Here is a 26,377-nt window from a genome sequence, read left to right on the forward strand (position 1 = left end):
TTTAACGTTTTTAACGAGAATCGAGTTTGATTATTTTCTGGATAAGGTGTTTTCTTACTCCTGCCTAAGGCCTACAGGCCACTCTTGGCGAAACTCAATGTTGTAATGAGTAATGCATAAACAAGAGGTAGGTCTTGGAGAGTGTTTATCAATTGATGACATTCAATTCCATTTAGTGAAATGAAAGCAAATAGTAAGGAACAGCTATGCTTGCCAATATTAAAAAAACAGCACTAGCAACAGCAATTATTGCAACGGCTACTACAGGTTTTGCATCGGTAGCTACTGCGGCTGAACGCAGTGAACTGACTATCCACCCTAAAGAGTTTACAACTTTCGTTCGTAACTTTAACCCTTTCTTGGGTGCAACTAACCTGCACACAACAACCGACTTTATTTACGAGCCGCTCGTTGTTTTTAACGAAATGCACGGTAACACGCCAGTATTTCGTCTAGCAGAAAACTTTACCATGGCTGATGACCTAATGAGCGTGACTTTCGATATTCGTAAGGGCGTACAATGGTCTGACGGCAAAGCGTTTACCGCTGATGACGTAGTTTATTCTTTCAACCTAGTTAAAGAGAAGCCAGAGCTAGACCAATCTGGTATCAACTCTTGGGTTACTGGCGTAGAGAAAGTTAACGACTACAAAGTTAAATTCCGTCTAAGCGAAGCAAACTCAAACGTTCCTTACGAAATTGCGAAAGTACCAGTTGTACCTAAGCACGTATGGAGCAAAGTGAAAGATCCAGCAACATTCACAAACGAAAATCCTGTAGGTAGTGGTCCATTTACCGAAATCGACACTTTTACACCGCAACTATACATTCAGTGTGAGAACCCGAATTACTGGGATGCTGATAACCTAGATGTAGACTGTCTACGAGTGCCACAAATCGCTAACAACGACCAATTCTTGGGCAAAATCGTTAACGGCGAAATGGACTGGACGTCTTCATTCGTACCAGACATCGACCGCACTTACGCTGCAGCAAGTCCGAATCACCACTACTGGTACCCACCAGCGGGTACTCAAGCGTTTGTAGTGAACTTCAAAAACCCAGACGCGGCGAAAAACGAAGCACTTACTAACGTTGACTTCCGTCGTGCGTTCTCTATGGCGCTAGACCGTCAAACGATTATCGACATTGCATTCTACGGTGGCGGTACAGTAAATGACTTCGCTTCAGGTCTAGGCTACGCATTCGAAGCTTGGTCTGACGAAGAGACGCACAACAAGTACAAAGGTTACAACACATACAACGCCGAAGGTGCGAAAAAGCTTCTTGCTAAAGCAGGCTTCAAAGATGTAAACAAAGATGGCTTTGTAGATACACCATCAGGCAAGTCTTTCGAGCTTCTCATTCAATCGCCAAACGGTTGGACTGACTTTAACAACACTGTACAACTAGCTGTTGAGCAACTAGCAGAAGTAGGCATCAAAGCACGTGCTCGTACTCCAGATTTCTCGGTATACAACCAAGCAATGCTAGAAGGTACATACGACGTTGCTTACACCAACTACTTCCACGGTGCGGATCCACACTTGTACTGGGACAGCGGCTACAACTCGAAGCTACAGTCTGGTGACGGTATGCCTCGCTTTGCAATGCACTTCTACAAGAACGATAAGTTAGACGGTCTTCTTAACAGCTTCTACAAAACCGCTGATAAGCAAGAACAGCTAGAAATCGCTCATGGTATCCAGAAGATCATTGCTCAGGACCAAGTAACCATTCCTGTGCTATCTGGCGCGTACATGTATCAATACAACACAACTCGCTTCACTGGTTGGTGGAACGAAGAAAATCCTAAGGGCCGTCCAAACATTTGGGCTGGTATCCCAGAGCGTCTACTTCACGTACTGGACCTAAAACCAGTTAAATAAGTAGAAGTTCATTTCAAGCGGCATACATCCCGTGTGCCGCCTATAAAAATCCCTTGTTAACGAAACCAAGATGTGGCGCTCGTCGTCAGGGGATTTTTCGCTCTAAATTTCGCTAAGAGCGACCTGAAACCAGAAACAGGGAAAAAATCTGGGTGAGTAAGGTGTGAGTTATGGGTTATTTTTTAAGACGTTTGTCGTTCTATCTTGTCGCGCTCTTAGTTGCAGCGACGTTAAACTTTATTATTCCGCGAGCAATGCCTGGTGACCCAGTTACCATGATGTTTGCTAACGCTTCTGTACAGGTGACACCAGAACGAATCGCAGCAATGAAAGAACTGCTCGGTTTCGTTGATGGGCCGATTTACATTCAGTACTTTTCGTACATTAAAAACATTCTAAGTTGGGAGCTAGGTACATCAATCCAGTTCTACCCTCTTTCAGTTAACTCTTTACTAGGTAGTGCATTTGGCTGGTCTCTCTTCCTAGCTGGTACTGCGGTTGTACTTTCTTTCTCAATCGCTTCTGTACTCGGCATTTTTGCCGCATGGAAGCGTGGTAGTAAGTACGATGCATTCGTAACGCCTGGTACATTGATCATTCAAGCTATCCCACAGATGGTTATCGCAATGTTAGCGCTGTTTACCTTTGCGATTGGCCTAAAATGGTTCCCATCTGGCTATGCTTACACGCCAGGTACTATCCCTGATTGGTCAAGCTGGGAGTTCATCAAAAACGTGGGTTACCACGCAGTACTGCCTCTATTCTGTGCAACCATCGTTCAGATCGGCGGCTTCCTCGTCAATATGCGTAACAACATGATCAACCTTCTCGCCGAAGACTACATCACGATGGCGAAAGGCAAAGGGCTGAGCGAGAACCGTGTCGTCTTCAATTACGCCGCACGTAACGCGCTACTTCCAAGTGTAACCGCGCTATCTATGTCTTTGGGTATGGCCATTGGTGGTCAATTGATCATCGAGATGATTTTCAACTACCCAGGTTTAGGCACCGTGCTACTTAACGCAATTCACGCTCGTGACTACCAAGTACTTCAAGGTCAGTTAATTATCATGACGATGTTCATGCTGTGCTTCAACTTAATGGCTGACATGCTGTACATGATTCTAGACCCTCGCCTACGTACGGGAGGCAAATAATCATGAAAGAACTATTCAAACTTATTTTAGGTAACTCATTCGCTCGAATCGGTCTTGGTATTGTTACCGTATTCGTATTCGTTGCGATCGCAGCTCCTTTACTTACGAAACATGCGCCAGACAAGCGAACCGGTAATCCACACGAATACCCTAGCTTTGTCGTAAAACAAGCGCAAAATAATCCTGATGGCTGGGTAGCTAAAAATCTAGCAGATGATCGTCGTACGCTGATTATGTCGAAAAAGGCTGATCACGTTCTGGGGACTTCACGTATGGGTCGTGATATTTGGTCACAAGTGGCTTACGGTGCTCGCGTATCGCTGGGTGTCGGCTTTGGTGCTGGCATCATCGTATGTTTCCTAGCAACGGTCATTGGTATCTCGGCAGGTTACTTCGGCGGCAAAGTGGATGACATATTGAGTGCAGCGATGAACATCATGCTGGTAATCCCTCAATACCCATTGCTCTTTGTACTGGCAGCCTTTATTGGCGAAGCAGGTCCACTCACCATTGCCTTGATTATCGCTGGTACCTCTTGGGCGTGGGGCGCACGTGTTGTCCGTTCTCAAACCATGGCTCTGCGCGAGAAAGAGTTTGTGAAAGCCGCTGAAGTATTGGGCGAGTCTTCATTCCGCATCATCTTCGTTGAAATTTTACCAAACCTAATCCCGATTGTCGGTGCAAGCTTCATCGGCTCAGTAATGCTCGCTATCAATACTGAGGCTGTAATCTCGTTCTTGGGCCTGGGCGATGCCAACACCATCAGTTGGGGCATCATGCTTTACAACGTGCAAACCTCATCAGCAATGTTGATTGGCGCATGGTGGGAAGTATTAGCACCTTGTATCGCCTTAACTCTTTTGGTGACTGGTCTTGCTCTACTTAACTTTGCCGTTGATGAAATTGCTAACCCACAGCTTCGTTCTCACAAAGGCATGAAACGCTGGAAGAAACTGGCAGAGAAAGACAAGAAAGAGCGCGCGCCTGAAATGGCACCACAAAATGCACTATGGAGCGGAGATAAATAATCATGACTGCACCACTAATTTCTATCCGTAACCTATGCGTAGATTACATCACAGATGCGGGCGATGTCCGCGCCTGTAACAACGTTAGCTTTGACATTGCGCCTGGTGAAGTCTTTGGCCTGGCTGGTGAATCTGGCTGTGGTAAATCCACAGTTGCTTTCTCGCTCATGCGTCTTCATAAGCCGCCAGCATTCATCACTGGTGGTGAGGTCATCTTCAACGGTGAAGACATCATTAAGTACAGCGATGAACGTATGCAATCATTCCGCTGGAGCGAGATGTCGATGGTGTTCCAAAGTGCAATGAACGCATTAAATCCGGTGCTTACGATGGAAGAGCAGTTTTGCGATGTCATCATGCGCCACACCAACATGACACGTGAACAAGCGAAAAAGCGCGCCGAAGGATTGTTGGAAATCGTTGATATTCACCCAAGCCGCTTGAATGACTACCCACACCAATTTTCTGGTGGTATGCGCCAGCGCTTAGTCATTGCGATTGCTCTGGCTCTCAATCCAAAAATGATCATCATGGATGAGCCAACGACGGCACTCGATGTTGTGGTTCAGCGTGAAATCCTACAAAAGATCTATGCACTAAAAGAAGAGTTCGGCTTCTCGATCCTTTTCATTACCCACGACTTGTCACTCATGGTCGAGTTCTCGGATCGAATCGGCATTATGTACTCCGGTGAGTTAATTGAAGTCGCCCCTTCTAAGCAAATTCTGGAAAGTCCTTACCACCCTTACACTAAAGGTTTGGGTAGCTCTTTCCCTCCACTAACTGGTCCTAAAACCAAATTAACTGGTATTCCAGGCAACCCTTTGAACCTATTAGAGATTCCTCAAGGCTGCCGCTTCCAAGCCCGCTGCGACCGCGTCCACGAAGCTTGTACACGAGTACCAACTCAGCTGCGTCAAATTGAACCTGGTCGTTTTTCAAATTGCCACTTATACGGCGACACGATTGCTCAAGCTAAGGTTTAACAACAAAAAATAACGCTAGCTAAGAACAAAATTACACTGGAGAGAATTATGAGCAAACAACTCGGCGAACTGCTGATTGAGGGTAAACATGTCGTTAAGGACTTCCCGTTAAATAGTAACTCAATCAAGCAGTCAAAAATGCGCGCGATCAACGACGTGTCATTCAAGATGTACAAGAGCCGCGGTTTGTCAGTAGTAGGTGAATCAGGCTCTGGTAAATCTACTACCGCTAAAATGATTGCAAAAATGTACGCACCTACCGAGGGTGTAATCGAATACAGAGGTCGTGATATCCAAGATATTACCTCTCGACATGACTTGATGACATACCGTGAAGGCGTACAAATGGTATGGCAGGACCCATTTGGCTCACTAAACCCTACACACAATATCTTTCACCACATTGCTCGCCCGTTGCTAATCCATAAAAAGATTGCACCAGGCAACAAAAAGGAACTGGAAGAGCGTGTGTATGACCTACTAGAACAAGTTGGTCTGATTCCGCCAAAAGAAACCGCGCAAAAGTTCCCACATCAGCTGTCTGGCGGCCAGCGTCAACGTGTAAACCTAGCTCGTAATATCGCTGTAGGTGCAGAAGTGGTATTGGCAGATGAGCCAACATCAATGCTGGACGTGTCAATTCGTGCTGGTGTTCTTAACTTGATGGAAGAGATGAAGTTCGAGAAACAAATGTCTCTGCTTTACATCACTCACGACATCGCAACGGCGCGTTACATTGCTGAAGATCTCGCGGTTATGTACGTAGGTCACATGGTTGAATGGGGGGATACTGAGGAAATCATTCACGATCCTCAACACCCATATACGCAACTGTTGGTATCTGCTGTGCCTGATCCATCGAAGTCTATTCACGAGAAGCTGAAAGGCAACAAAGGGGAAATCCCACTTTGGACACCGGATTCAGTCGGCTGCCCATTTGCAGGACGCTGCGTACACGCAACCGATAAATGTCGCGAACGACTACCAGGCGTCACTCAGCTTTCTGAGAACCACTTTGTTCGCTGTTACTTATTTGAAGATTAATTATAACGAGGGTCAGGTTCAGCCTGACCCATTCCTGTTTTATCGTTTCCCGGAGACATTGAATGCTGCTACTGACTAACCACATTGGTTATGAACATCTGGGCCCAAAGAAAGCCATTGTCCAGACCGAACAACCACACTTGTCTTCTTACACTGCTCAATTGATTTGTGCCACTAGCGAGCAAACCGTGGCAACTTTTGCGGTTGAAGAACAAGGTAAAGTGGCGAACTGGCATCAGGGCTATTTCTACCTCATCGACTTTTCATCTTTCACAGATTCAGGCGACTATTTCCTGCAAGTGGAAGATACGCGCTCTTCCTCTTTCACCATTGGCGAACATATTCTGTTGGATCAAACTTTGTCGGATGTGATCCACTACTTCAAATCACAACGTTGTGGTGGAATTTTCGATCAACAAGATCGACAAGTTCCAGTGCTCAACGCCAACCAAACGGTTGATGTACACGGAGGCTGGTACGACGCATCTGGAGACGTTAGCAAATATTTAAGTCATCTTTCATACGCTAATTATTTGAACCCTCAACAAACCCCAATGGTGGTTTGGAACATCCTAAAAGGGCTTTCATTGCTTGAAGGAAGCGAAGACATTGCAGCCTTCACACGTACACGTCTTATTGAAGAAGCCCTGTTCGGTGCAGACTTCCTTGTTCGTATGCAAAACGAAAAAGGCTTCTTCTACATGACGGTCTTTGATAAGTGGAGCAAAGATACTGCGCAACGAGAAATCTGTGCCTACGAAACGCAACTTGGTCACAAATTTGACGACTACCAAGCAGGCTTTCGACAAGGCGGCGGTGTAACCATCGCAGCGCTGGCCGCGGCGTCGCGTTTAGGTGTTCACGGCGAATACGATCAACAAAAATACCGCAACGCTGCTGAAAATGGTTACTGGCACTTAAAAGAGCACAATACGCAGTACCTCAATGATGGTGAAGAAAACATTATCGACGAATACTGTGCGCTACTAGCTAGTGTAGAACTGTTTAAAGCCACCAAAGAAACTCGCTACTTGGAAGAGAGCCGTTTATGGGCACAGCGCTTAGTTGCCCGCCAAATGAGCGACGAGCAGATTCAACACTTTTGGTCAGCAAACCAAGACGGCAGTCGTCCATACTTTCACGCTGCCGAAGCAGGTCTACCCGTTATTGCCCTATGCGAATACCTAGCAATTGAAGACGACTCCGTACAGACAGAATCGGTAAAACGCATCGTTAACCGAGCGTGCGAGTTTGAGATCAATATATCGAATAAAGTGACCAACCCATTCGGTTACCCTCGCCAATATGTTAAAGGCGTAAATGAGTCAAAACGCGATGCATTTTTTGTCGCACACAACAATGAATCCGGCTATTGGTGGCAAGGCGAGAATGCTCGATTGGGCTCACTCGCGACCATGGCGTATCTCGCTCAACCGCATATAACGTCGCAAGAAATACAGCAACAACTTTCCGTGTTTGCTCAAGATGCATTGAACTGGATTGTAGGCTTAAACCCATATGACATGTGCATGCTTGACGGCCACGGTCGTAACAACCCTGATTACCTTCCTAAATATGGTTTCTTCAATGCTAAAGGCGGTGTGTGTAACGGAATCACTGGCGGCTTTGAAGACGAGGAAGACATCGCATTTAACCCACCAGCACAAAAAGACGACATGTTACAAAACTGGCGCTGGGGCGAACAATGGATCCCGCATGGCGCTTGGTACTTACTCGCGATAATGAGTCAAGCTCAGCATATTTCTCAGTTGGCAACCTCTAAAAATATTAAGGAACAATAATCATGGGGATGTATTTTGTAGGTATCGATGGTGGCGGCACGTCATGTCGGGCCAGGATTAAAGATTCACAAGGTAATTTTCTTGGCGAGGCCAAAAGCGGCAGTGCCAACATCATGCTAGGTGCTGAAATAGCAATGGCTTCGATTCTTGAATCCATCACTTCGGCTGCCGAGCAAGGCGGCCTGACACAACAAGATTTCGCATCGATGCATGTCGGCTTAGCCCTTGCAGGTGCTGAGCACAAAGCATCTTGGCAAGCCTTCATGTCTCTTCCTCATCCGTTTGCCAGTATGACTCTTAATACTGATGCTTACGGCGCGTGCGTTGGTGCACACAATGGCGAAGATGGCGCAATCATGATCGCAGGAACGGGCTCTTGTGGCATCTATCTTAAAGGATTGGAGCAGCACGTTGTCGGTGGTCGTGAATTCCCTATTTCGGATCAAGGTGGCGGCGCAGTGATGGGGCTTCACCTAGTTCAACAAGTTTTGTTAGCAGAAGATGGCATCAGAGAGAAAACGCCTCTAGCACAACACGTCATGGCGCATTTCGAAAATGACGTTGATAACGTGGTGGCTTGGTCTAAACAAGCGCTTCCTCGTGATTATGGGCAGTTTTCTCCTGCAATTTTCCAACATGCAGAACAAGGTGATGCACTGGCAATTGAGATGCTGAAGCAAACTGCAGCTGATATAGAAATGTTTCTCGTGGCATTAAACAAGCGCGGCGCAACGCGTATTTGTTTAATGGGCAGCATTGCTGAACGTATTTTACGTTGGCTTTCGCCACCCGTTCAGCAATGGGTTGTTGAACCACAGTTTGACGCGATTGAAGGCGCAATTATGTTTGCAGGTAAGCCTGAACACAACCTTTACTCGCTCAATGCGGCGTAGGAGTAGATATGGAATATCGTGTTGATCTCGTCGTCCTATCAGAGCAAAAGCAAAACTGCCGTTTTGGACTGACGTTTCATAATTTAAGCGATCAAGATCTCCACAATTGGAGCCTGATTTTTGCTTTTGATCGCTACATTCTGCCGGATAGTATTTCGAATGGTCAGCTCAAGCAAATTGGCAGCTATTGCACTCTCAAACCAGAAGGGTTGGTGCTGGCAGCTAACCATCATTTTTACTGCGAGTTCAGTATTGGTTCGAACCCATTCCGTTACTATTCTGATGGATTCAATGAAGCCTTGGTCAACTTTGAAGTCAACGGCAACCTTCAGCGAGCTCAAGTCGATGTCACGCCGATCGTATTGGCTTCACCGTACCGTGAACGTAGTGAGATCCCTTCCAGCTTGACGCATGCGCAGCCTTTATTGCCAAAACCAAACCATATAGAAGTCAGCGATCATTGCTTTAGCTTTAATCATCAAGCTGGCGTTGCAGTTTATTCAAACCTAGCCAATTCAGCTAAAGAGTGGTTACTTGAAGAGCTTAAGCGCATTCATCAATTTGAGTTCACATCAGACAATGGCAGTCAGATCATCTTCAAAGGCAACCCAACCTTGGATGAAGGCGCTTACAAACTGAAGGCAGCAGAAGAGTCGATCAAAATTGAAGCAGGATCTTCGTCTGGCTTTACCCATGCTTGTGCAACGTTATTGCAACTGATCAAAGTCGGCGATCAACCGAATTCCATGGAAGTGGTTTGCTGTTCAATCAAAGACCGACCACGTTTTCGTTACCGCGGTATGATGCTAGATTGTGCTCGCCATTTTCACTCCGTTGAGCAAGTCAAACGTTTGATCAACCAGTTGGCTCACTACAAGTTCAATACATTCCATTGGCACCTTACCGATGATGAAGGTTGGCGAATTGAGATCAAATCATTGCCTCAACTAACCGATATTGGCGCATGGCGTGGGTTGGATGAAACCAATGAGCCACAGTACACGCACCTTGCTGAGCGTTACGGCGGTTTTTACACTCAAGAAGACATCAAAGACGTGGTTGCCTTTGCTTCTAAACGAGGCATCACTGTAATCCCTGAAATCGATGTACCAGGCCACTGCCGTGCTGCCATCAAGTCGTTACCACACCTATTGGTTGAAGCAGAAGACACCACCGAATACCGCAGTATTCAGCATTACAACGACAACGTCATTAACCCTGCTCTTCCGGGTAGCTATGAGTTTATCGACAAAGTGTTGGAAGAAGTCTCCGCGTTGTTCCCTGCGCCTTATGTTCATATCGGTGCGGATGAAGTACCTAACGGGGTTTGGTCAAAAAGCCCTGCGTGCCAAGCACTAATGGAGCAACAAGGTTACAGCGACTACAAAGAGTTACAAGGGCACTTCTTGCGTCATGCCGAAGACAAACTACGCAAACTTGGCAAGCGCATGCTGGGCTGGGAAGAAGCACAGCATGGCGACAAAGTCAGCAAAGACACAGTGATCTATTCGTGGTTAAGCGAAGAGGCGGCCTTGAACTGCGCGCGCCAAGGTTTCGATGTGGTGCTACAACCAGCACAAACCACCTACCTAGATATGACACAAGACTACGCACCAGAAGAACCGGGCGTGGATTGGGCTAACCCGTTGCCGCTAGAAAAAGCTTACAACTATGAACCACTCGCTGAAGTGCCAGCCGACGATCCAATACGTAAACGCATTTGGGGCATTCAAACAGCATTGTGGTGCGAAATCATTAACAACCAGTCTCGTATGGACTACATGGTCTTCCCGCGCTTAACCGCAATGGCAGAAGCATGCTGGACAGACAAACAACACCGAGATTGGACCGACTATTTATCACGTTTGAAAGGACACCTACCTCTGCTTGATTTGCAGGGAGTGAATTACCGTAAACCGTGGAAGTAATACAGAGCTGATGTAGAAGCATCACGCTTGAAGAGTTTTTAAATTTTGGCTGCAGATGCAGCTTTGTAAAAAGGAAATACACAAATGAAATACGGCTATTTCGATAACGAGAATCGTGAATACGTCATTACTCGCCCTGATGTACCTGCTCCTTGGACCAACTACCTAGGTACAGAAAAATTCTGTACCGTTATCTCGCACAACGCGGGTGGCTACTCGTTCTACAACTCTCCAGAATACAACCGTGTTACTAAATTCCGTCCAAACGCGACATTCGATCGCCCAGGACACTACGTTTACCTACGTGATGATGAGACGGGTGATTACTGGTCAATCTCTTGGCAACCAGTTGCGAAAAGCCTAGACGAAGCGAACTACGAAGTTCGTCATGGTTTATCGTACTCTAAATTCAAGTGTGAATACAGCGGTATTAGCGCAACCAAAACGCTCTTTGTACCAAAAGGCGAAGACGCGGAAATTTGGGATGTGGTCATCAAGAACACCTCTGACAAACCGCGTACGATCAGCGCATTCTCATTTGTTGAGTTCTCATTCAGCCACATTCAATCTGATAACCAAAACCACCAGATGTCTCTCTACTCTGCGGGTACGTCATACAACGAAGGCATGATTGAATACGACCTGTACTACAACACGAACGATTTCGAAGGCTTCTACTACCTAGCGTCAACGTTTGACCCAGATTCGTACGACGGTCAACGTGATAGCTTCCTAGGTCTATACCGCGACGAAGCAAACCCACTAGCAGTAGAGCAAGGTAAGTGTTTTAACACCGCGCAAACGTGTTACAACCACTGTGGCTCTCTGCACAAGCAGTTTACTATCCAACCAGGTGAAGAAGTTCGTTTTGCTTACATTCTAGGTATCGGTAAAGGCAACGGTGAACGTCTGCGCACTAAATACCAAGACCTGGCTGAAGTAGACAATGCATTTGCTGGTATCAAAGCACACTGGGATGAGCGTTGTGGCAAGTTCCAAGTGAAATCGCCAAACGAAGGCCTAGACACGATGATCAACGCTTGGACGCTGTACCAAGCAGAAACGTGTGTGGTTTGGTCTCGCTTTGCTTCGTTCATCGAAGTCGGTGGCCGTACTGGCCTTGGTTACCGCGATACGGCGCAAGACGCAATTTCCGTTCCTCACGCGAACCCGAAAATGACTCGTAAGCGCATCGTTGATCTACTGCGTGGTCAAGTAAAAGCGGGTTACGGCCTACACCTATTCGATCCTGATTGGTTCGATCCTGAAAAAGCAGATGTTAAACCATCTAAGTCTCCAACAGTTGTTCCTACTCCGTCCGATGAAGATAAGATCCACGGTATTGAAGACACTTGCTCTGATGATCACCTATGGCTAGTACCAACCATCTGTAAATACGTGATGGAAACCGGTGAGCACAGCTTCTTCGACGAAGTGATTCCTTACGCGGATGGCGGTGATGCAACCGTGTATGACCACATGAAAGCTGCGCTAGACTTCTCAGCTGAATACGTGGGTCAAACGGGCATCTGTAAAGGTCTACGTGCAGACTGGAACGACTGTCTAAACCTAGGAGGTGGTGAATCTTCAATGGTGTCGTTCCTACACTTCTGGGCACTGCAAGAGTTCATCGACCTAGCGAAATACCTAGGTAAAGAAGCCGACGTTGAAAAATACACGGAAATGGCAGCAAACGTGCGTGAAGCGTGTGAAACACACCTTTGGGACGACGAAGGCGGTTGGTACATCCGTGGTCTGACGAAAAATGGCGACAAGATCGGTACTGCACAACAAGCAGAAGGTCGAGTACACCTAGAGTCAAACACGCTTGCGGTACTTTCTGGTGCGGTATCTCAAGAGCGCGGCGAAAAAGCGATGGACGCAGTCGACGAGAACCTCTTCTCTGAATACGGCCTTCACCTAAACTCACCATCTTTTGCAACACCGAATGATGATATCGGCTTCGTAACTCGCGTTTACCAAGGCGTAAAAGAGAACGGTGCAATCTTCTCGCATCCAAACCCATGGGCTTGGGTAGCTGAAGCGAAACTGGGTCGTGGTGACCGTGCAATGAAATTCTACGATGCACTAAACCCATACAACCAGAACGACATCATCGAAAAACGTATTGCAGAACCATACTCATACGTTCAGTTCATTATGGGTCGTGACCACCAAGACCACGGTCGTGCAAACCACCCATGGTTAACAGGTACATCTGGCTGGGCTTACTTCGCTGTTACCAACTTTATCCTTGGTGTGCGTACAGGCTTCGATGGCCTGACTATCGATCCATGTATCCCAACTAACTGGCCTGGTTTCGAAGTGACTCGTCAATGGCTAGGTGCAACGTACAACATAAAAGTGGTGAACCCTGATTCAGTAAGCAAAGGCGTTAAGTCAATTACTGTGAACGGTGAAGCAGTAAATGGTGCATCTGTACCAGTTCAAGCGGAAGGTTCCGTCAACGAAGTGATCGTAACACTAGGTTAATCGCTTCAAAACGTCCCAATGCACTTTTGCTATTTAGCTTGTGCATTGGGTTCGCTAGCAAAATTTTAAGGCGCGGCGCCTTGCCGCCCTTATTGAGGTTCGAATCATGATCAAATTTGGTACAGGCGGCTGGCGCGCATTCATCGGTGAAGAATTCACTAAAGATAATGTTCGTTTGGTTGCTCAAGCAGTTGCAAACATTACGAATAACGAATCTGTTGCTGATCGCGGCTTTGTCATTGGCTATGACCGACGCTTTCTGTCTGACAAAGCTGGCCGTTGGTTTGCCGAAGTTTTAGCAGCAAACGGCATCGTCGTTAGCTTTATCGATAAGTTTGTTCCAACGCCTATCGTAATGTTTAAAGCGAAGGAAATGGGCTGCGCTTACTCGGCATGTATTACGGCATCGCACAACCCGGCCGATTACAACGGCATTAAAGTCTTCATTGAAGGCGGTCGTGATGCAGATGAAATCATCACCCAGAAAATCGAATCACAAATCAATACGCTCACTGCACAAGATGTAAAAAGTGTCGATTTTGAACAAGCGGTTGAAGATAAGCTGATTCAAATTATCAACCCGATGAACGAATTCGTAGATTCGATCATTAACTTTATTGATATCGAGTCGATCAAAAAAGCCAACCTACGCGTTTTGATTGACCCGATGTTCGGTGTCGCAAAAAATGCGCTGCAAACCGTATTAATCAACGGCCGCTGTGACGTTGATGTGATTAACGATGGAAAAAACCCAGACTTCGGTGGGTTAATGCCTTCGCCAAGTGCTGCAACACTCTACCGTTTGATGCACCTAGTAAAAGAGCAAGGTTACGATATTGGCATCGGTACCGATGGCGATGCGGACCGTCTTGGTATTATTGACGAAAAAGGTAACTTCATTCATCCGAATGAAGTCCTGATTCTACTTTATTATTACTTATTGGAGTACAAAGGTTGGACAGGTTCCGTGGTACGTAACATCGCGACGACTCATCTTCTCGATAAAATTGCTGAAGACCACGGTGAAAAATGCTTTGAGGTACCAGTAGGCTTTAAGCACATCAGTTCTCAAATGGAAGCGGATGACTCACTGATTGGTGGGGAAAGCTCTGGCGGCCTAACCATTCGCGGCCACATCAAAGGTAAAGATGGCGTCTTCGCGTCTAGCTTGTTAGTTGAAATGATTTCAGTAACCGGCAAGAAGCTGTCTGAGTTGCTAGATGAAATCTACGGTAAGTACGGCTATGCCTACATGGCAGAAGGTGATTGCAAGTTCAAACCGGCGCAAAAAGAGGTACTGTTCAACAAAATTTATATTGAAAAGCAGTTGCCTGAGTTTGAGTTTGAAATCGAAAAAGTCAGCTATGAAGATGGTGCGAAAGTCTACTTCAAGAACGGCGGTTGGATCATCGCCCGCTTCTCTGGTACTGAGCCATTACTACGTATTTTTGCAGAAATGCAAGATAAGGACACTGCGGAACGTGTTCTTCAACAGTTTAAAGACTTCTTATCTTTATAACTGACCTTGTGCCCGCTTCGGAGCACTTCGGCTACGCTTGTCATGTAATTCAAGCTGTCGCTAAGGGGGAGAATACTTGCCCGGCATTACTGCCGGGCTTTTTTATTGTGTGTAGGAAGGAATAAGAGAAGTAGTAAAGGTACCCAGTAACGTTATGCGAATGCCAGCACGCCCTGCGTTTCAATTTTCACAGCAACAGACTCACCAATATTTAATGCCTGCGATGCAGTAGCCAACAAACGGTCGCCATTCGCATCAATCACGTAACGGCAATGGTCGCCCATAAAGTGCTGCTCCAGCACCGTTACTGAGCTCTCTTCATCGGATTGAATTTGCACATGTTGCGGCCTTAGCAACAAAGAGCATTCAGACTGCACTGGGATCTCTTGTTGGGCTGTGGCTTCAACCACACCCAAGTGGGTTTCATATTCTGAATCCGAAACTCGTTTAGCGGCAAGATAGCTACCACCACCTAAGAAATCCGCAACAAACTTACTTGAAGGCTGGTAGTAAAGCTCAGATGCCGTACCATACTGCTCGATAACACCATTGTTCATCACTGCCATTTTATCCGCGAAGGCAAAAGCCTCTTCACGGCTATGCGTAACAAAAATGGCAGTCACGCCTTGCGCCTTAAAAATCTTACGGATCTCACTTATCAGCTCATGGCGAACTTGCGTATCAATATTAGAGAACGGCTCATCCAGCAACAATAAGTCTGGGCTGTAAGCTAATGAGCGAGCAATCGCAACACGCTGCTGCTGTCCACCAGACAATTGATGAGGATAACGATCGCCATAGCCTTGCAAATGCACGAGCTCGAGCATCTCTTGGACTTTGCCATTTTTCTCTTTTGTCGAGTAATGCTTTAAGCCAAAGGTAATATTTTGCTCCACCGTCAAGTGAGGAAAAAGCGCATAATCTTGGAAAATCATCCCGATATTACGCTGTTCTGGTGGCAACCAGTTCTCCCCATCGTCAATCGTGACGCAATTTAAGCTCATTTCGCCTGACGTTAATGGTAATAGCCCTGCAACGGCTTTTAATAGTGTTGTTTTTCCGCAACCACTTGCACCTAGTAAACAGACAATTTGCCCTTGTTCCACCTCAAGAGACAATGATTCGAGTACGGTTTGATCATCATATTGGCAAGTCAGGTTTTTAATTGATAATGCGCAGCTCATCAGTGATTTTGCTCCAGTGAACGGTTAACAACAACAAGCGGGATCAACCCAACAAGAACCAACAGAACCGCAGGCAAAGCGGCCAATTCTAAATGCTCATCCGAGGCGAAGTTATAAACGTATGTGGCTAGTGTTTCAAAGTTAAATGGACGAAGTAATAGAGCCGCATTGAGCTCTTTCATCGACTCGATAAACACTAACAGAGCCGCAATCAGTGCACCACGTTTAACCAGCGGAAAGTGCACACGCCACAGCATGGCATTAGGCTTACAACCCATGGTGCGAGACGCCATATCTAACGAAGGCGAAATTTTATTTAAATTACTTTCGATACTACCAATCGCCACCGCTGAAAAGCGCACAACCATGGCAAAAACCAGGGCGAACATGGAGCCAGAAAAAATAAGTCCCGGTCTTCCCCACTCCATGGCTTTAGCAAGGTCGTTGACGCGGTGATCCATAAACAGTACTGCGACCATCACACCAATCGCTAATACGGTTCCTGGCACTGCATACCCCATCGAAGAAAGACGCATAAATGCCAAGCTTTCGCGCTTGCCATTAACGCGATGGGTAAAGTTAACGATCAGTGCGACAGCAACACCAATAATGGCGGCAATAACCGACACGACCAAACTATTCCATGCGTATTCACGAAACTCGGGGGTCCAACTCTGCGCAAAGTAAGTTATCGCATAATCAATCAGCTGTAGTAATGGCAAAATAAACGCGACCGAAACCAAGCCCCAACACCAAACCAGCGCGGTCCACTTTTTCCAGCCCGTCAACTCATAACGAAAATCTTCGTGACTGTTAAATTGGCTTTGAAAAAGCTTTTGTTTACGACGACTGTAGCGTTCGGCACTGAGAAGCAGTACTACAATGACGAGCATCATGGCAGAAATCTTGGCTGCAGCATTAAGATTAGAGTACCCCAACCAAGTATCGTAGACCGCTGTGGTTAACGTATTCACAGCGAAGTAACTTACAGTACCAAAGTCACCGATAGTCTCCATTGCGACCAATGATAACCCCACTGCGATAGAAGGTCTTACTAACGGCATCGAGATGCGCCAAAAGCTTTCCCATGGAGAGCATTTGAGCAAACGCGCGCTTTGCAACAAAGAGACATTTTGCTCCATAAATGCAGCTCGACACAGCAAATACACATAAGGGTACAGCACTAAAGCCAACACAAAGGTCGCGCCAGGCAAGGTGCGAATATCAGGGAACCAATACTCGCCAGGTCCCCATCCGGTTACATCACGCAAAAAGATCTGAATCGGTCCTGCAAAATCAAACCAATCAGTAAAAATATAACCAATGATATAACCTGGCATCGCAAGAGGTAGCACCAATGCCCACTGCAACCATTTTTCGGTCGGCAGTTTACACATGGCCATTATCCAAGCGCTTGGTATACCAAGAATTAAGGACAACACCATTACGCCAATAGTGAGCGCAACCGTGTTAAAAATATAAGTCGGCATGACTGTCGCCATTAAATGGGCAAACAAATCATCCGTTTCACCAATTGCGGTGTAGAAGATCGCTAAGATCGGCAAAACCAGTAACAGAGTTATTACCCCACTACTGGTTTTCCATAAAGAGTGTTTATCTTTCATCGCCTAATTACTGCAAGGCTGTATGAAATACAAATGCTGTTGCAAATACATCTCATATCCTTTAATCAAATGGGGGTACTGTTATACCCCCACAAGGAATTAAAGGTCAAATTTCACTTCGTCTAATAGCTTAATTGCCGCTTCGTGATTGGCTGCAATATCGTCTAGAGAAAGCTTGTCTGCTTTAAAGTCACCCCAAGATTCCACAAGTCCAGAACGCTTCACGCCTTCTTTAACAGGGTACTCGTAGTTAACTTCTGCATACATCTGCTGCGCTTTGTCACCCGTTAGGAATTCCATTAGCTTCACAGCATTGTCTTTGTTTGGAGAGTACTTCGCCATCGCCATACCAGAGATGTTTACGTGAGTACCTGTAGTCTCTTGGTTAGGGAAGTTGATGTAAACTGCATCTGCCCAAGCTTTTTGCTCTTTGTCGTTAACCATTTTACCTAGGTAGTAGCTGTTACCTAGAGAAACATCACATAGACCTTCTTTGATCGCTTTAACTTGTGCACGATCGTTGCCTTGTGGTTTGCGAGCAAGGTTTGCTTTCACGCCTTCCAACCACTCTTTGGTTTCTGCTTCGCCATTGTGAGCAATCATTGCTGAAACTAGAGAAACGTTGTACGGGTGCTTACCGCTACGAGTACAAATTTTACCTTTGAACTCTGGCTTAGCTAGATCTGCATAGTTGAAATCTGCGCCTAGTTTACCTACGCGATCACGTGAAGAGTAAACACTACGTGAGCGTAGAGTTAGGGCAAACCACTCATTCTCTTTATCTTGGTATTGAGCTGGTACGTTTTCTTCAATGATTTTGCTATCTACTTTCTGAACTAAACCTTTGTTTGTCAGTTCAGCTAGACGACTGATGTCTGTCGTAAGGATAACGTCAGCTGGGCTGTACTCGCCTTCTTGAGCTAGCTTTTCTGCTAAGCCTTTTTTAGCAAATTTTACGTTTACTTTGATGCCAGTTTCTTTAGTGAACTCGTTGAACATAGGTTCAACTAGGAAAGGTTGACGGTAAGAGTAGACGTTCACTTCTTCAGCAGCCATTGCTGTTGGAGCTAAGGTTGCGCAAGTTAATGCTGAAAGAGTTAGCAGTTTTTTCATTGTTTAATCCTTTACCATGCTAATGATAACGTTTATCAGTTGCGTTATTATATGTATGTTCAATAAGAAGACAATGACAAATATTAAAAAACCTGCTCATCGGAGCAGGTTTTTATATGTTGAGAGTGTAACTATTTATTACAGGCTATTGATTACTTCACAGTGACAAATTCTGGGTACGCACCGACGCCACAATCATGCATGTCCATACCTTCCATTTCTTCATCTTCCGTGACGCGAATTCCAACGGTTGCTTTCAAGATAGCCCACACCACTAGGCTAGCACCAAATACCCAAGCAAAGATAACGACAGCACCTAAAAGCTGTGCACCGAATGTAGCATCGCCGTTGCTTAGAGGCACAACCATCAAACCAAAGAAGCCACAAACACCGTGCACTGAAATCGCACCGACTGGGTCATCAATTTTTAGTTTATCTAGGCCAATGATGCTGAATACGACTAGCGCGCCAGATACTGCACCAATAGCAACTGCATATAATGGCGATGGTGATAGAGGATCTGCGGTGATAGCAACCAAGCCAGCTAGCGCACCATTGAGAATCATCGTTAAATCCGCTTTGCCCCAAGTCGTTTTACATACAAATAGCGCCGCAATAGCACCTGCAGCAGCTGCTGCGTTGGTGTTTAGGAAGATCTGACCTACCGCTGTTGCGTTCTCAAAGTCTGAAACCATCAACTGAGAACCACCGTTAAACCCAAACCAACCAAACCAAAGGATGAAAGTACCTAATGTTGCCAAAGGCATGTTTGAACCTGGAATCGGGTAGATTTCACCGTTTTTTCCATATTTACCTTTACGAGCACCAAGCAATAACACACCTGCGAGAGCTGCAGAAGCACCAGCCATATGTACGATACCTGAACCCGCAAAGTCGCTAAATCCAGCTTCTGCTAGGAAACCACCGCCCCATGTCCAATAACCTTCTATTGGGTAGATAAATGCGGTCAAAATAGCAGAGAAAACCAAGAAAGACCAAAGCTTCATACGTTCAGCCACCGCACCAGAAACGACAGACATTGCCGTTGCAACGAAGACGACTTGGAAGAAGAAATCAGACTCTAGAGAGTGATCAGCCCCTTCTCCTTGGGTACCAATCAGCGCACCAAATGAAGGTAACCAGCCTCCTTCTCCGTTGTCGACATACATGATGTTGTAACCAACGATTAGAAACATCGTACATGCAATTGCGTACAAACAGATGTTCTTCGTAAGAATTTCTGTTGTGTTCTTAGAGCGCACAAGGCCAGCCTCTAGCATCGCAAAACCAGCTGCCATCCACATTACCAACGCACCGGAAATGAGGAAGAAAAAGGTGTCAAGTGCGTAACGTAACTCGGTTACTGTTGTTGTTAATTCCATAATAAGTTTCTCCAATCCCTTGAATTCTTAAAGTGCTTCTGCGTCCATTTCGCCCGTTCGGATACGCACCGCTTGGTTCAGGTCGTAGACAAAAATTTTACCGTCACCAATCTTTCCTGTTTGCGCAGCTTTTGTAATCGCTTCAACCACTCGCTCAACATTATCCGCGTGAGTAGCGATTTCAATTTTCACTTTTGGTAGGAAATCGACCTGATACTCAGCGCCGCGATACAGTTCCGTGTGGCCTTTTTGACGACCAAACCCTTTAACTTCTGATACCGTCATCCCTTCGATACCGACGTTAGCCAATGCTTCTCGCACATCGTCTAATTTAAACGGCTTAATAATGGCATTGATTATTTTCATTCAATTCTCTCCGAAGCTTTCACCCTGAAACACTTCTAATAATCCAATCTACGTGCCAAGTTTTTAAGTCATTGAATAATAAAAACTAACGTCAATTTACATATCTATAAACAAAAAGGGCGCACCATATCGGTGCGCCCTTTTCACAAATTTAAAGCAACAGAAGGAAAGTTACCCAAAACTGTGCACTAAATGTTCAAAAAGTCTTTCCATCGCTCGATAAGAATCATGAAGTCCTCTATTCCACAGCTTGCTGTACTTTCTGCATTGTAGAAATCGAATTCACTTTCCATCTCAACATCATGGTCATGGGCCAATGCGTTTTCTTGCACTAGGACTTCATCGCCCTGAATCATCAAGCTAATTTCTGTACCTGTTAGGTTATGCTCTTGAGAAGGCGCTGAAAATGACTGCTCAATTAGCTTTTCAACCTGAGCAATCTTCATAGGATCTTTGCCAATTTCTTCTTGTAGCCAGCGCCCAACAATCTCATGCCCCATGCTGCATTTTACGTAGTACTCGCCCATCAACGTGTTACGGATGAATTCAAATTCCATCGAGATTGCCTTTTCGTATCAATTTGGTGCGGAGTATAGCGAATTGCGCCCATAAAAAAAGCACCTCGTTTGAGGTGCTTTTTAATTGTGCAGTTAAACTTATGCAGGCTCTTGGAAGATCACTTCATCCGCTTTCTTGGTGTACTGATCCATTTTATGGAAGTTCAAGTAGCGGTAAGTATCTGTAGCGGTTGCATCAATTTGCTTCGCATACTCCAAGTACTCTTCTTTAGTTGGAATCTTACCAAGGATTGCACCTACGGCAGCTAGTTCCGCAGACGAAAGGTAAACATTCGCACCAGTACCTAGACGGTTCGGGAAGTTACGCGTTGAGGTAGACATCACTGTTGATTTGTCTGCAACACGCGCTTGGTTACCCATACACAGTGAACATCCTGGTGTTTCGATTCGAACCCCAGCACGGCCAAAGATACCGTAATAACCCTCTTCCGTTAGCTGATCCTTGTCCATCTTCGTTGGCGGAGCGATCCATAGACGAGTTGCAAGCTGTCCGTTGAACTTATCTAGCAGCTTACCAGCAGCGCGGAAGTGACCGATGTTAGTCATACAAGAACCGATGAACACTTCATCAATCGCTGTGCCTTGTACTTCAGACAACAAGCGAGCGTCATCCGGATCATTCGGTGCACATAGTACTGGCTCATTGATTTCAGCCATATCGATTTCAATTACATGTGCATATTCAGCGTCTTTATCCGCTTGCATCAGCTCAGGATTTGCTAGCCACTCTTCCATCGCTGTAATACGACGTTCGATAGTACGGCGGTCACCGTAACCTTCAGAGATCATCCACTTCAGCATTACAATGTTAGAGTTTAGGTACTCTTCGATCGACTCTTGCGACAGTTTCACAGTACAACCTGCCGCAGAACGCTCAGCAGAAGCATCAGAAAGCTCAAATGCTTGCTCAACTGTTAGCGTTTCTAGGCCTTCAATCTCAAGGATACGGCCAGAGAATTCGTTGATCTTGCCCGCTTTCTCTACTGTTAGTAGACCTTGCTGAATCGCGTAGTAAGGGATGGCATGAACAAGGTCACGTAGTGTGATACCCGGTTGCATTTCACCTTTAAAGCGAACCAAGATTGACTCAGGCATATCTAGTGGCATAACGCCTGTCGCAGCAGCAAAGGCAACCAACCCCGAACCTGCTGGGAATGAAATACCTAGCGGGAAACGAGTATGTGAGTCACCACCCGTACCGACTGTATCCGGCAGTAGCATACGGTTTAGCCATGAGTGGATAATACCGTCACCCGGGCGAAGAGATACACCACCGCGGTTCATGATAAAGTCCGGAAGTGTGTGGTGCGTGTTTACGTCTACTGGTTTTGGATACGCAGAGGTGTGACAGAAAGACTGCATGACAAGATCAGCAGAGAAGCCCAAACACGCCAAGTCTTTAAGTTCATCACGAGTCATAGGGCCGGTAGTATCTTGCGAACCTACTGTCGTCATCTTCGGCTCACAGTAGGTACCAGGGCGAATGCCTTCTACGCCACACGCTTTACCAACCATTTTCTGTGCAAGCGTGTAACCCTTGCCAGAATCTGCGATTTCACCAGGTTTACGGAATACATCAGAAGGCTCAAGACCTAGCGATTGACGCGCTTTGTCTGTCAAACCACGACCGATGATCAATGGGATACGACCACCAGCACGAACTTCATCAATCAGTACTTCCGTTTTCAGCGAGAACTCAGCTAAAACTTCACCTGTTTCGTGATTACAAACTTTACCTTCATATGGGTAAACATCGATAACATCGCCCATGTTGAGCTTAGTTACGTCGACTTCGATTGGTAGTGCGCCCGCATCTTCCATTGTGTTGAAGAAGATAGGTGCAATTTTACCACCAAGCACATAACCACCAGCACGTTTGTTTGGAACGTAAGGGATATCATCTCCCATAAACCAAAGTACTGAGTTGGTTGCAGATTTACGTGAAGAACCAGTACCAACAACATCACCAACGTAAACCAATTGGTGACCTTTTTCTTTCAATTCTTCAATTTGCTTGATCGGACCAATATTGCCCGGTTGATCAGGATTGATGCCTTCACGCTCGTTCTTCAGCATCGCAAGTGCGTGCACTGGGATATCAGGACGAGACCAAGCATCAGGTGCAGGTGAAAGGTCATCCGTGTTCGTTTCACCTGTTACTTTAAATACAGTTAGAGTGACTTTTTCTTCAAGCTTAGGCTTAGAAAGGAACCACTCAGCATCAGCCCATGACTGAAGCACTTTCTGTGCATGCGCATTGCCTGCTTTTGCTTTCTCTTCTACATCATAGAAAGCATCAAACATCAGCAGCGTATGAGACAGCGCTTCTACAGCAATCTCTGCCAGTGCTTCGTCATCCAATAGCTCAACTAGCGGTGCGATGTTGTAACCACCTTGCATAGTGCCTAGCAGTTCAGCCGCTTTTTCACGGCTCACAAGTGGTGATTTAACTTCACCTGTTGCTACAGCGGTTAGGAAACCCGCTTTTACATAAGCGGCTTCATCTACACCTGGTGGGATGCGGTTTTCAAGTAGGTCAAGAATGACTTCTTCTTCACCTTGCGGGGGATTTTTCAGAAGTTCTACAAGTCCAGCAACTTGTTCTGCGTCTAGCGGTTTAGGAACAACTCCTTCAGCAGCACGCTCTTCGACGTGTTTACGGTAGGCTTCAAGCACGACTTTTTCCTCTCATTGCGGTTCCTCCTCTATTATTACTATTGTTAAAGTAAAGGAGTGAACATCCTTGGAAACTTGGCTCTCCATTGCCCTTGTTTTCATTCAATTATGATTGAGAAACAGCGCCGTAGAGGCCAAACTGTGGGCAAAATAATAGCAAATTTAACCTTAAATTAAAATCTTATCATTTTGACCAACATAGCAACTTACGACTAAAGTTCTGCTAATTTTGACCAAATATGCCAAGTTTTTGCTTTCTTATACCCGGTTAATTAAACGACGTTCCTACGATCAAATACACAGCATCCATATCCTGCTCAGTACGACCATAAGCCAACATAATTGGCCCGATTGGTGAGTCAACACCAAAGAAAATAGAGCCAGCATTGTAAAGTGGCGCTTCATTCAGCTTCAGATCATTATCTGACCACACTCCACCGTATTCCACTGATGCACCTAGGTAGACTGGCGCTTCAAATAGTCCAAAGTCATTATCAAACCATTTGTATCGGTACACCAAGCTACTAAAAAACAGGTTCTGTCCAATCAAGCTATTTCTTGGGATGCCAGATAGGTTTAAAAAGCCGCCTAACTCTCTCGGATCAAGTGGAACCGATGAATTTTTACTTTCTACAAAGCTATATTCTGCATGTCCGACTAAAGTATGACGCTGATGACTGACCGCACCTTTAAATCGCGCGGAGATTTCATACACGGTATCTTCAATCATCTTTTCCGTATCGAGTAGAGTGATACCTTCCGGACTCTTGTCATGGGATACGAAATATTCAAGATCGACCAGCAGTCCGCGAGTAGGAAATGCAAAATCATCAAGCGTATCGAGTCGATAGCTCGCAAATATACCTTTGCGCTCGAAGTCTAGCTGCCCTGCCGAGGCCAAGGTAGACAGCTCAATATCTCCTGTAGAGTAACGAGCACCAAGGCGCAACTCTTGCCATAACGTAGGTTGAATGCCAATCGCCAGTTCTGAAGCAAAGTCATTATAGGAAACGGGTAAGAAGTCGTTAACTGAGCTGAGGTCCGGGTTTTCAAACTCGCTAAAAGGTAAGTTTCTATCTTCACTGCTGTATCCAACACGGCCAGCAACAAAAAGCGTTTGGCTAGATAAAACAGGCGAATACAACTCAGCCTCTATCAGCTTATCCGTGCCCATTTCTACGTTGAACGCCAACTCTGCACCATGCGAGTTTAAATTAGTAAAATTGGTCGACATACCGATGCCGTATTGGCTATCCGTATCGAAGTCATCTTCAAGGAAAAATCGAAAGTTAACGTAATTCGGCCCCCACGACTTTTCGTTAACATCAAAAACCAACAATGTCTTACCATCAACATCTTCAAAGTGGTAAGTGATTAACTCAAAACGATCCAACGCATAGAGATTTTCAACGGCTTTTTCTATTTCAGCCGTTGGAATACGACGACCTGTTTTCAATTGAATACGGTTAGTAAGTAATACATCACTGTAGTGGGTGTTATTCACTATCACAATGTCATCAACAATGCGTTTATCACCGTAAACCAGCGTCTTACGTACCTCTTGCTTGTGATCAATGTACTTTTGGTATTCTGCGTTCGATAAACTTAGACCAAGCAGCTTATCTTCAAGCTGCTTGGTAATATCGTAGCCCGCTTGAAAAGCCCAAGGCATTTTGTCGAACTCGACCGTTTCCATGGTGCCCACATTGGGACGAATATAAATATCTTGTGGTTCAAGCTCGTCCACTTGCTGTTGCGTACTGCGACGAACTAGGTAATTAGAAAGTTGATCCGCTACAGTAAACAGCCCGGTAAACTCATCTTCGGTTTTGTAGTCGGTGCTAATATCGACAGCAATAACGACATCAGCCCCCATGGCGCGAGCCACATCGACAGGCATGTTATTGACCACGCCGCCATCGACAAGCATATGGCCATTGAGCTTATAGGGAGGAAGCGCTCCTGGTACAGACATGCTAGCCATCATGGCGTCCACAAGGTAGCCATTGCCAAGAACCACTTCCTCTAGCGCAAGAATATCTGTCGCCACAGAGCGATAAGGAATGGCAAGATCATCAAAAGAATCGAATCGCCCTAAGTTCCCTGTAGTCCCACGCAATACGCGCAACATGTTCTGGCCTTGCACGACACCCGTTGGGGCACGAACCTCACCAAATCTTAAGCCGAGGTCAGTGTTAATTTGATAGCGGTCTTCATACTCTTTATCACGAACTCGGCGTTGACTACGGTCGACACGATCTCGATAACCACTGCTCCAATCGACGGTGTAGATAAAACTTTCAATTTCATCAGCGCTCATCCCCGTTGCATAGAGACCACCAACATAAGCGCCCATACTGGTGCCCGTTACGATATCGACCGGGATCTGCATCTCTTCTAACGCTTTGAGGACGCCGATATGCGCAGCGCCTTTTGCTCCGCCACCGGCGAGCACAACTGCCACCTTTGGACGAGGCTCCACGTCATCCGTTTTTGCTAGAGAGTTTGCGAGGGAAACTGAAGGAGTGGTGATCAAAAAGGCACTAACCCAAAGCGCGAAATGGCGAGTCGACGGGCTTGATAACAGCTTTTTGAACATTCACTTCTTCCTTTGTTGAATTTCTTATCAAGTAGGGCGTGCTAGCAGCACCGCACTAACACGCCCTAATATGTACTAAGAATTGACCAGAGAGACAAGCTAATGTTGTTGATTT

At 45.9% G+C, this 26,377-nt stretch carries 18 protein-coding genes; 10 read left to right on the forward strand and 8 right to left on the reverse strand.

All coding sequences use genetic code 11. The features are described 5' to 3' along the window. Positions 1-206 precede the first annotated feature (206 nt). The 10 genes from ACWPOD_RS17300 (at position 207) to ACWPOD_RS17345 (ending at position 14,739) form a co-directional block, all read left to right on the forward strand. Entirely contained in the window at positions 207-1,889 is a 1,683-nt protein-coding gene (locus ACWPOD_RS17300; RefSeq protein ID WP_456232084.1) for an ABC transporter substrate-binding protein, read from the forward strand. Between the two features lie 170 nt (positions 1,890-2,059). Further along, on the forward strand, positions 2,060-3,046 hold the full coding sequence (locus tag ACWPOD_RS17305; protein WP_005394705.1) for an ABC transporter permease: 987 nt from the start codon (positions 2,060-2,062) through the stop codon (positions 3,044-3,046). A gap of 2 nt (positions 3,047-3,048) precedes the next feature. Then, positions 3,049-4,074, forward strand: a complete 1,026-nt coding sequence (locus ACWPOD_RS17310; RefSeq protein ID WP_005394707.1) for an ABC transporter permease — start codon at positions 3,049-3,051, stop codon at positions 4,072-4,074. A 2-nt stretch (positions 4,075-4,076) separates the two neighbouring features. Further along, entirely contained in the window at positions 4,077-5,060 is a 984-nt protein-coding gene (locus ACWPOD_RS17315; RefSeq protein WP_005394709.1) for an ABC transporter ATP-binding protein, read from the forward strand. A 48-nt stretch (positions 5,061-5,108) separates the two neighbouring features. Beyond that, positions 5,109-6,104: an ABC transporter ATP-binding protein gene (locus ACWPOD_RS17320; protein WP_005394711.1), complete on the forward strand. Its 996-nt coding sequence runs from the start codon at positions 5,109-5,111 to the stop codon at positions 6,102-6,104. A gap of 62 nt (positions 6,105-6,166) precedes the next feature. Continuing rightward, positions 6,167-7,906, forward strand: coding sequence for a glycoside hydrolase family 9 protein (locus tag ACWPOD_RS17325; protein WP_456232085.1), 1,740 nt, complete (start codon positions 6,167-6,169; stop codon positions 7,904-7,906). Between the two features lie 2 nt (positions 7,907-7,908). Further along, positions 7,909-8,799, forward strand: a complete 891-nt coding sequence (locus ACWPOD_RS17330; protein WP_182019887.1) for an N-acetylglucosamine kinase — start codon at positions 7,909-7,911, stop codon at positions 8,797-8,799. 8 nt (positions 8,800-8,807) lie between these two features. After that, complete coding sequence (locus ACWPOD_RS17335) at positions 8,808-10,727, forward strand: beta-N-acetylhexosaminidase (RefSeq protein WP_456232086.1); 1,920 nt, start codon at positions 8,808-8,810, stop codon at positions 10,725-10,727. 84 nt (positions 10,728-10,811) lie between these two features. Continuing rightward, complete coding sequence (locus ACWPOD_RS17340; RefSeq protein WP_456232087.1) at positions 10,812-13,220, forward strand: GH36-type glycosyl hydrolase domain-containing protein; 2,409 nt, start codon at positions 10,812-10,814, stop codon at positions 13,218-13,220. Between the two features lie 106 nt (positions 13,221-13,326). Continuing rightward, entirely contained in the window at positions 13,327-14,739 is a 1,413-nt protein-coding gene (locus tag ACWPOD_RS17345) for a phosphoglucomutase/phosphomannomutase family protein (protein ID WP_268979407.1), read from the forward strand. Positions 14,740-14,891: 152 nt separating this feature from the next. On the opposite strand, the gene ACWPOD_RS17350 is transcribed toward ACWPOD_RS17345, so the two are convergent. The 8 genes from ACWPOD_RS17350 to ACWPOD_RS17385 all read right to left on the reverse strand — a co-directional run bounded on the left by ACWPOD_RS17350 (position 14,892) and on the right by ACWPOD_RS17385 (position 26,262). After that, entirely contained in the window at positions 14,892-15,923 is a 1,032-nt protein-coding gene (locus tag ACWPOD_RS17350) for an ABC transporter ATP-binding protein (RefSeq protein ID WP_124008491.1), read from the reverse strand. Next, positions 15,923-17,548, reverse strand: coding sequence for an ABC transporter permease (locus ACWPOD_RS17355; RefSeq protein ID WP_005396731.1), 1,626 nt, complete (start codon positions 17,546-17,548; stop codon positions 15,923-15,925). Before ACWPOD_RS17355 ends, ACWPOD_RS17350 begins: the two co-directional genes overlap by 1 nt. Before the next feature lie 99 nt (positions 17,549-17,647). Continuing rightward, on the reverse strand, positions 17,648-18,661 hold the full coding sequence (locus ACWPOD_RS17360; protein WP_456232088.1) for a Fe(3+) ABC transporter substrate-binding protein: 1,014 nt from the start codon (positions 18,659-18,661) through the stop codon (positions 17,648-17,650). Positions 18,662-18,813: 152 nt separating this feature from the next. Then, complete coding sequence (locus tag ACWPOD_RS17365; RefSeq protein WP_182032760.1) at positions 18,814-20,043, reverse strand: ammonium transporter; 1,230 nt, start codon at positions 20,041-20,043, stop codon at positions 18,814-18,816. Between the two features lie 27 nt (positions 20,044-20,070). Further along, entirely contained in the window at positions 20,071-20,409 is a 339-nt protein-coding gene (locus tag ACWPOD_RS17370; protein ID WP_005396729.1) for a P-II family nitrogen regulator, read from the reverse strand. A gap of 188 nt (positions 20,410-20,597) precedes the next feature. After that, entirely contained in the window at positions 20,598-20,966 is a 369-nt protein-coding gene (locus tag ACWPOD_RS17375; RefSeq protein WP_012841428.1) for a YacL family protein, read from the reverse strand. Positions 20,967-21,065: 99 nt separating this feature from the next. Beyond that, entirely contained in the window at positions 21,066-23,663 is a 2,598-nt protein-coding gene (gene acnB / locus ACWPOD_RS17380) for a bifunctional aconitate hydratase 2/2-methylisocitrate dehydratase (protein ID WP_048625959.1), read from the reverse strand. 268 nt (positions 23,664-23,931) lie between these two features. Then, entirely contained in the window at positions 23,932-26,262 is a 2,331-nt protein-coding gene (locus ACWPOD_RS17385; protein ID WP_456232089.1) for a patatin-like phospholipase family protein, read from the reverse strand. Positions 26,263-26,377: the final 115 nt, after the last annotated feature.

Source organism: Vibrio sp. JZG120, from assembly GCF_053890955.1.

What these genes read in the sequence shown, in the direction of transcription:
- ACWPOD_RS17300 (WP_456232084.1), top strand. Translation starts at nt 207, where the DNA reads ATGCTTGCCAATATTAAAAAAACAGCACTAGCAACAGCAATTATTGCA.
- ACWPOD_RS17305 (WP_005394705.1), top strand. Translation starts at nt 2,060, where the DNA reads ATGGGTTATTTTTTAAGACGTTTGTCGTTCTATCTTGTCGCGCTCTTA.
- ACWPOD_RS17310 (WP_005394707.1), top strand. Translation starts at nt 3,049, where the DNA reads ATGAAAGAACTATTCAAACTTATTTTAGGTAACTCATTCGCTCGAATC.
- ACWPOD_RS17315 (WP_005394709.1), top strand. Translation starts at nt 4,077, where the DNA reads ATGACTGCACCACTAATTTCTATCCGTAACCTATGCGTAGATTACATC.
- ACWPOD_RS17320 (WP_005394711.1), top strand. Translation starts at nt 5,109, where the DNA reads ATGAGCAAACAACTCGGCGAACTGCTGATTGAGGGTAAACATGTCGTT.
- ACWPOD_RS17325 (WP_456232085.1), top strand. Translation starts at nt 6,167, where the DNA reads ATGCTGCTACTGACTAACCACATTGGTTATGAACATCTGGGCCCAAAG.
- ACWPOD_RS17330 (WP_182019887.1), top strand. Translation starts at nt 7,909, where the DNA reads ATGGGGATGTATTTTGTAGGTATCGATGGTGGCGGCACGTCATGTCGG.
- ACWPOD_RS17335 (WP_456232086.1), top strand. Translation starts at nt 8,808, where the DNA reads ATGGAATATCGTGTTGATCTCGTCGTCCTATCAGAGCAAAAGCAAAAC.
- ACWPOD_RS17340 (WP_456232087.1), top strand. Translation starts at nt 10,812, where the DNA reads ATGAAATACGGCTATTTCGATAACGAGAATCGTGAATACGTCATTACT.
- ACWPOD_RS17345 (WP_268979407.1), top strand. Translation starts at nt 13,327, where the DNA reads ATGATCAAATTTGGTACAGGCGGCTGGCGCGCATTCATCGGTGAAGAA.
- ACWPOD_RS17350 (WP_124008491.1), bottom strand. Translation starts at nt 15,923, where the DNA reads ATGAGCTGCGCATTATCAATTAAAAACCTGACTTGCCAATATGATGAT.
- ACWPOD_RS17355 (WP_005396731.1), bottom strand. Translation starts at nt 17,548, where the DNA reads ATGAAAGATAAACACTCTTTATGGAAAACCAGTAGTGGGGTAATAACT.
- ACWPOD_RS17360 (WP_456232088.1), bottom strand. Translation starts at nt 18,661, where the DNA reads ATGAAAAAACTGCTAACTCTTTCAGCATTAACTTGCGCAACCTTAGCT.
- ACWPOD_RS17365 (WP_182032760.1), bottom strand. Translation starts at nt 20,043, where the DNA reads ATGGAATTAACAACAACAGTAACCGAGTTACGTTACGCACTTGACACC.
- ACWPOD_RS17370 (WP_005396729.1), bottom strand. Translation starts at nt 20,409, where the DNA reads ATGAAAATAATCAATGCCATTATTAAGCCGTTTAAATTAGACGATGTG.
- ACWPOD_RS17375 (WP_012841428.1), bottom strand. Translation starts at nt 20,966, where the DNA reads ATGGAATTTGAATTCATCCGTAACACGTTGATGGGCGAGTACTACGTA.
- ACWPOD_RS17385 (WP_456232089.1), bottom strand. Translation starts at nt 26,262, where the DNA reads ATGTTCAAAAAGCTGTTATCAAGCCCGTCGACTCGCCATTTCGCGCTT.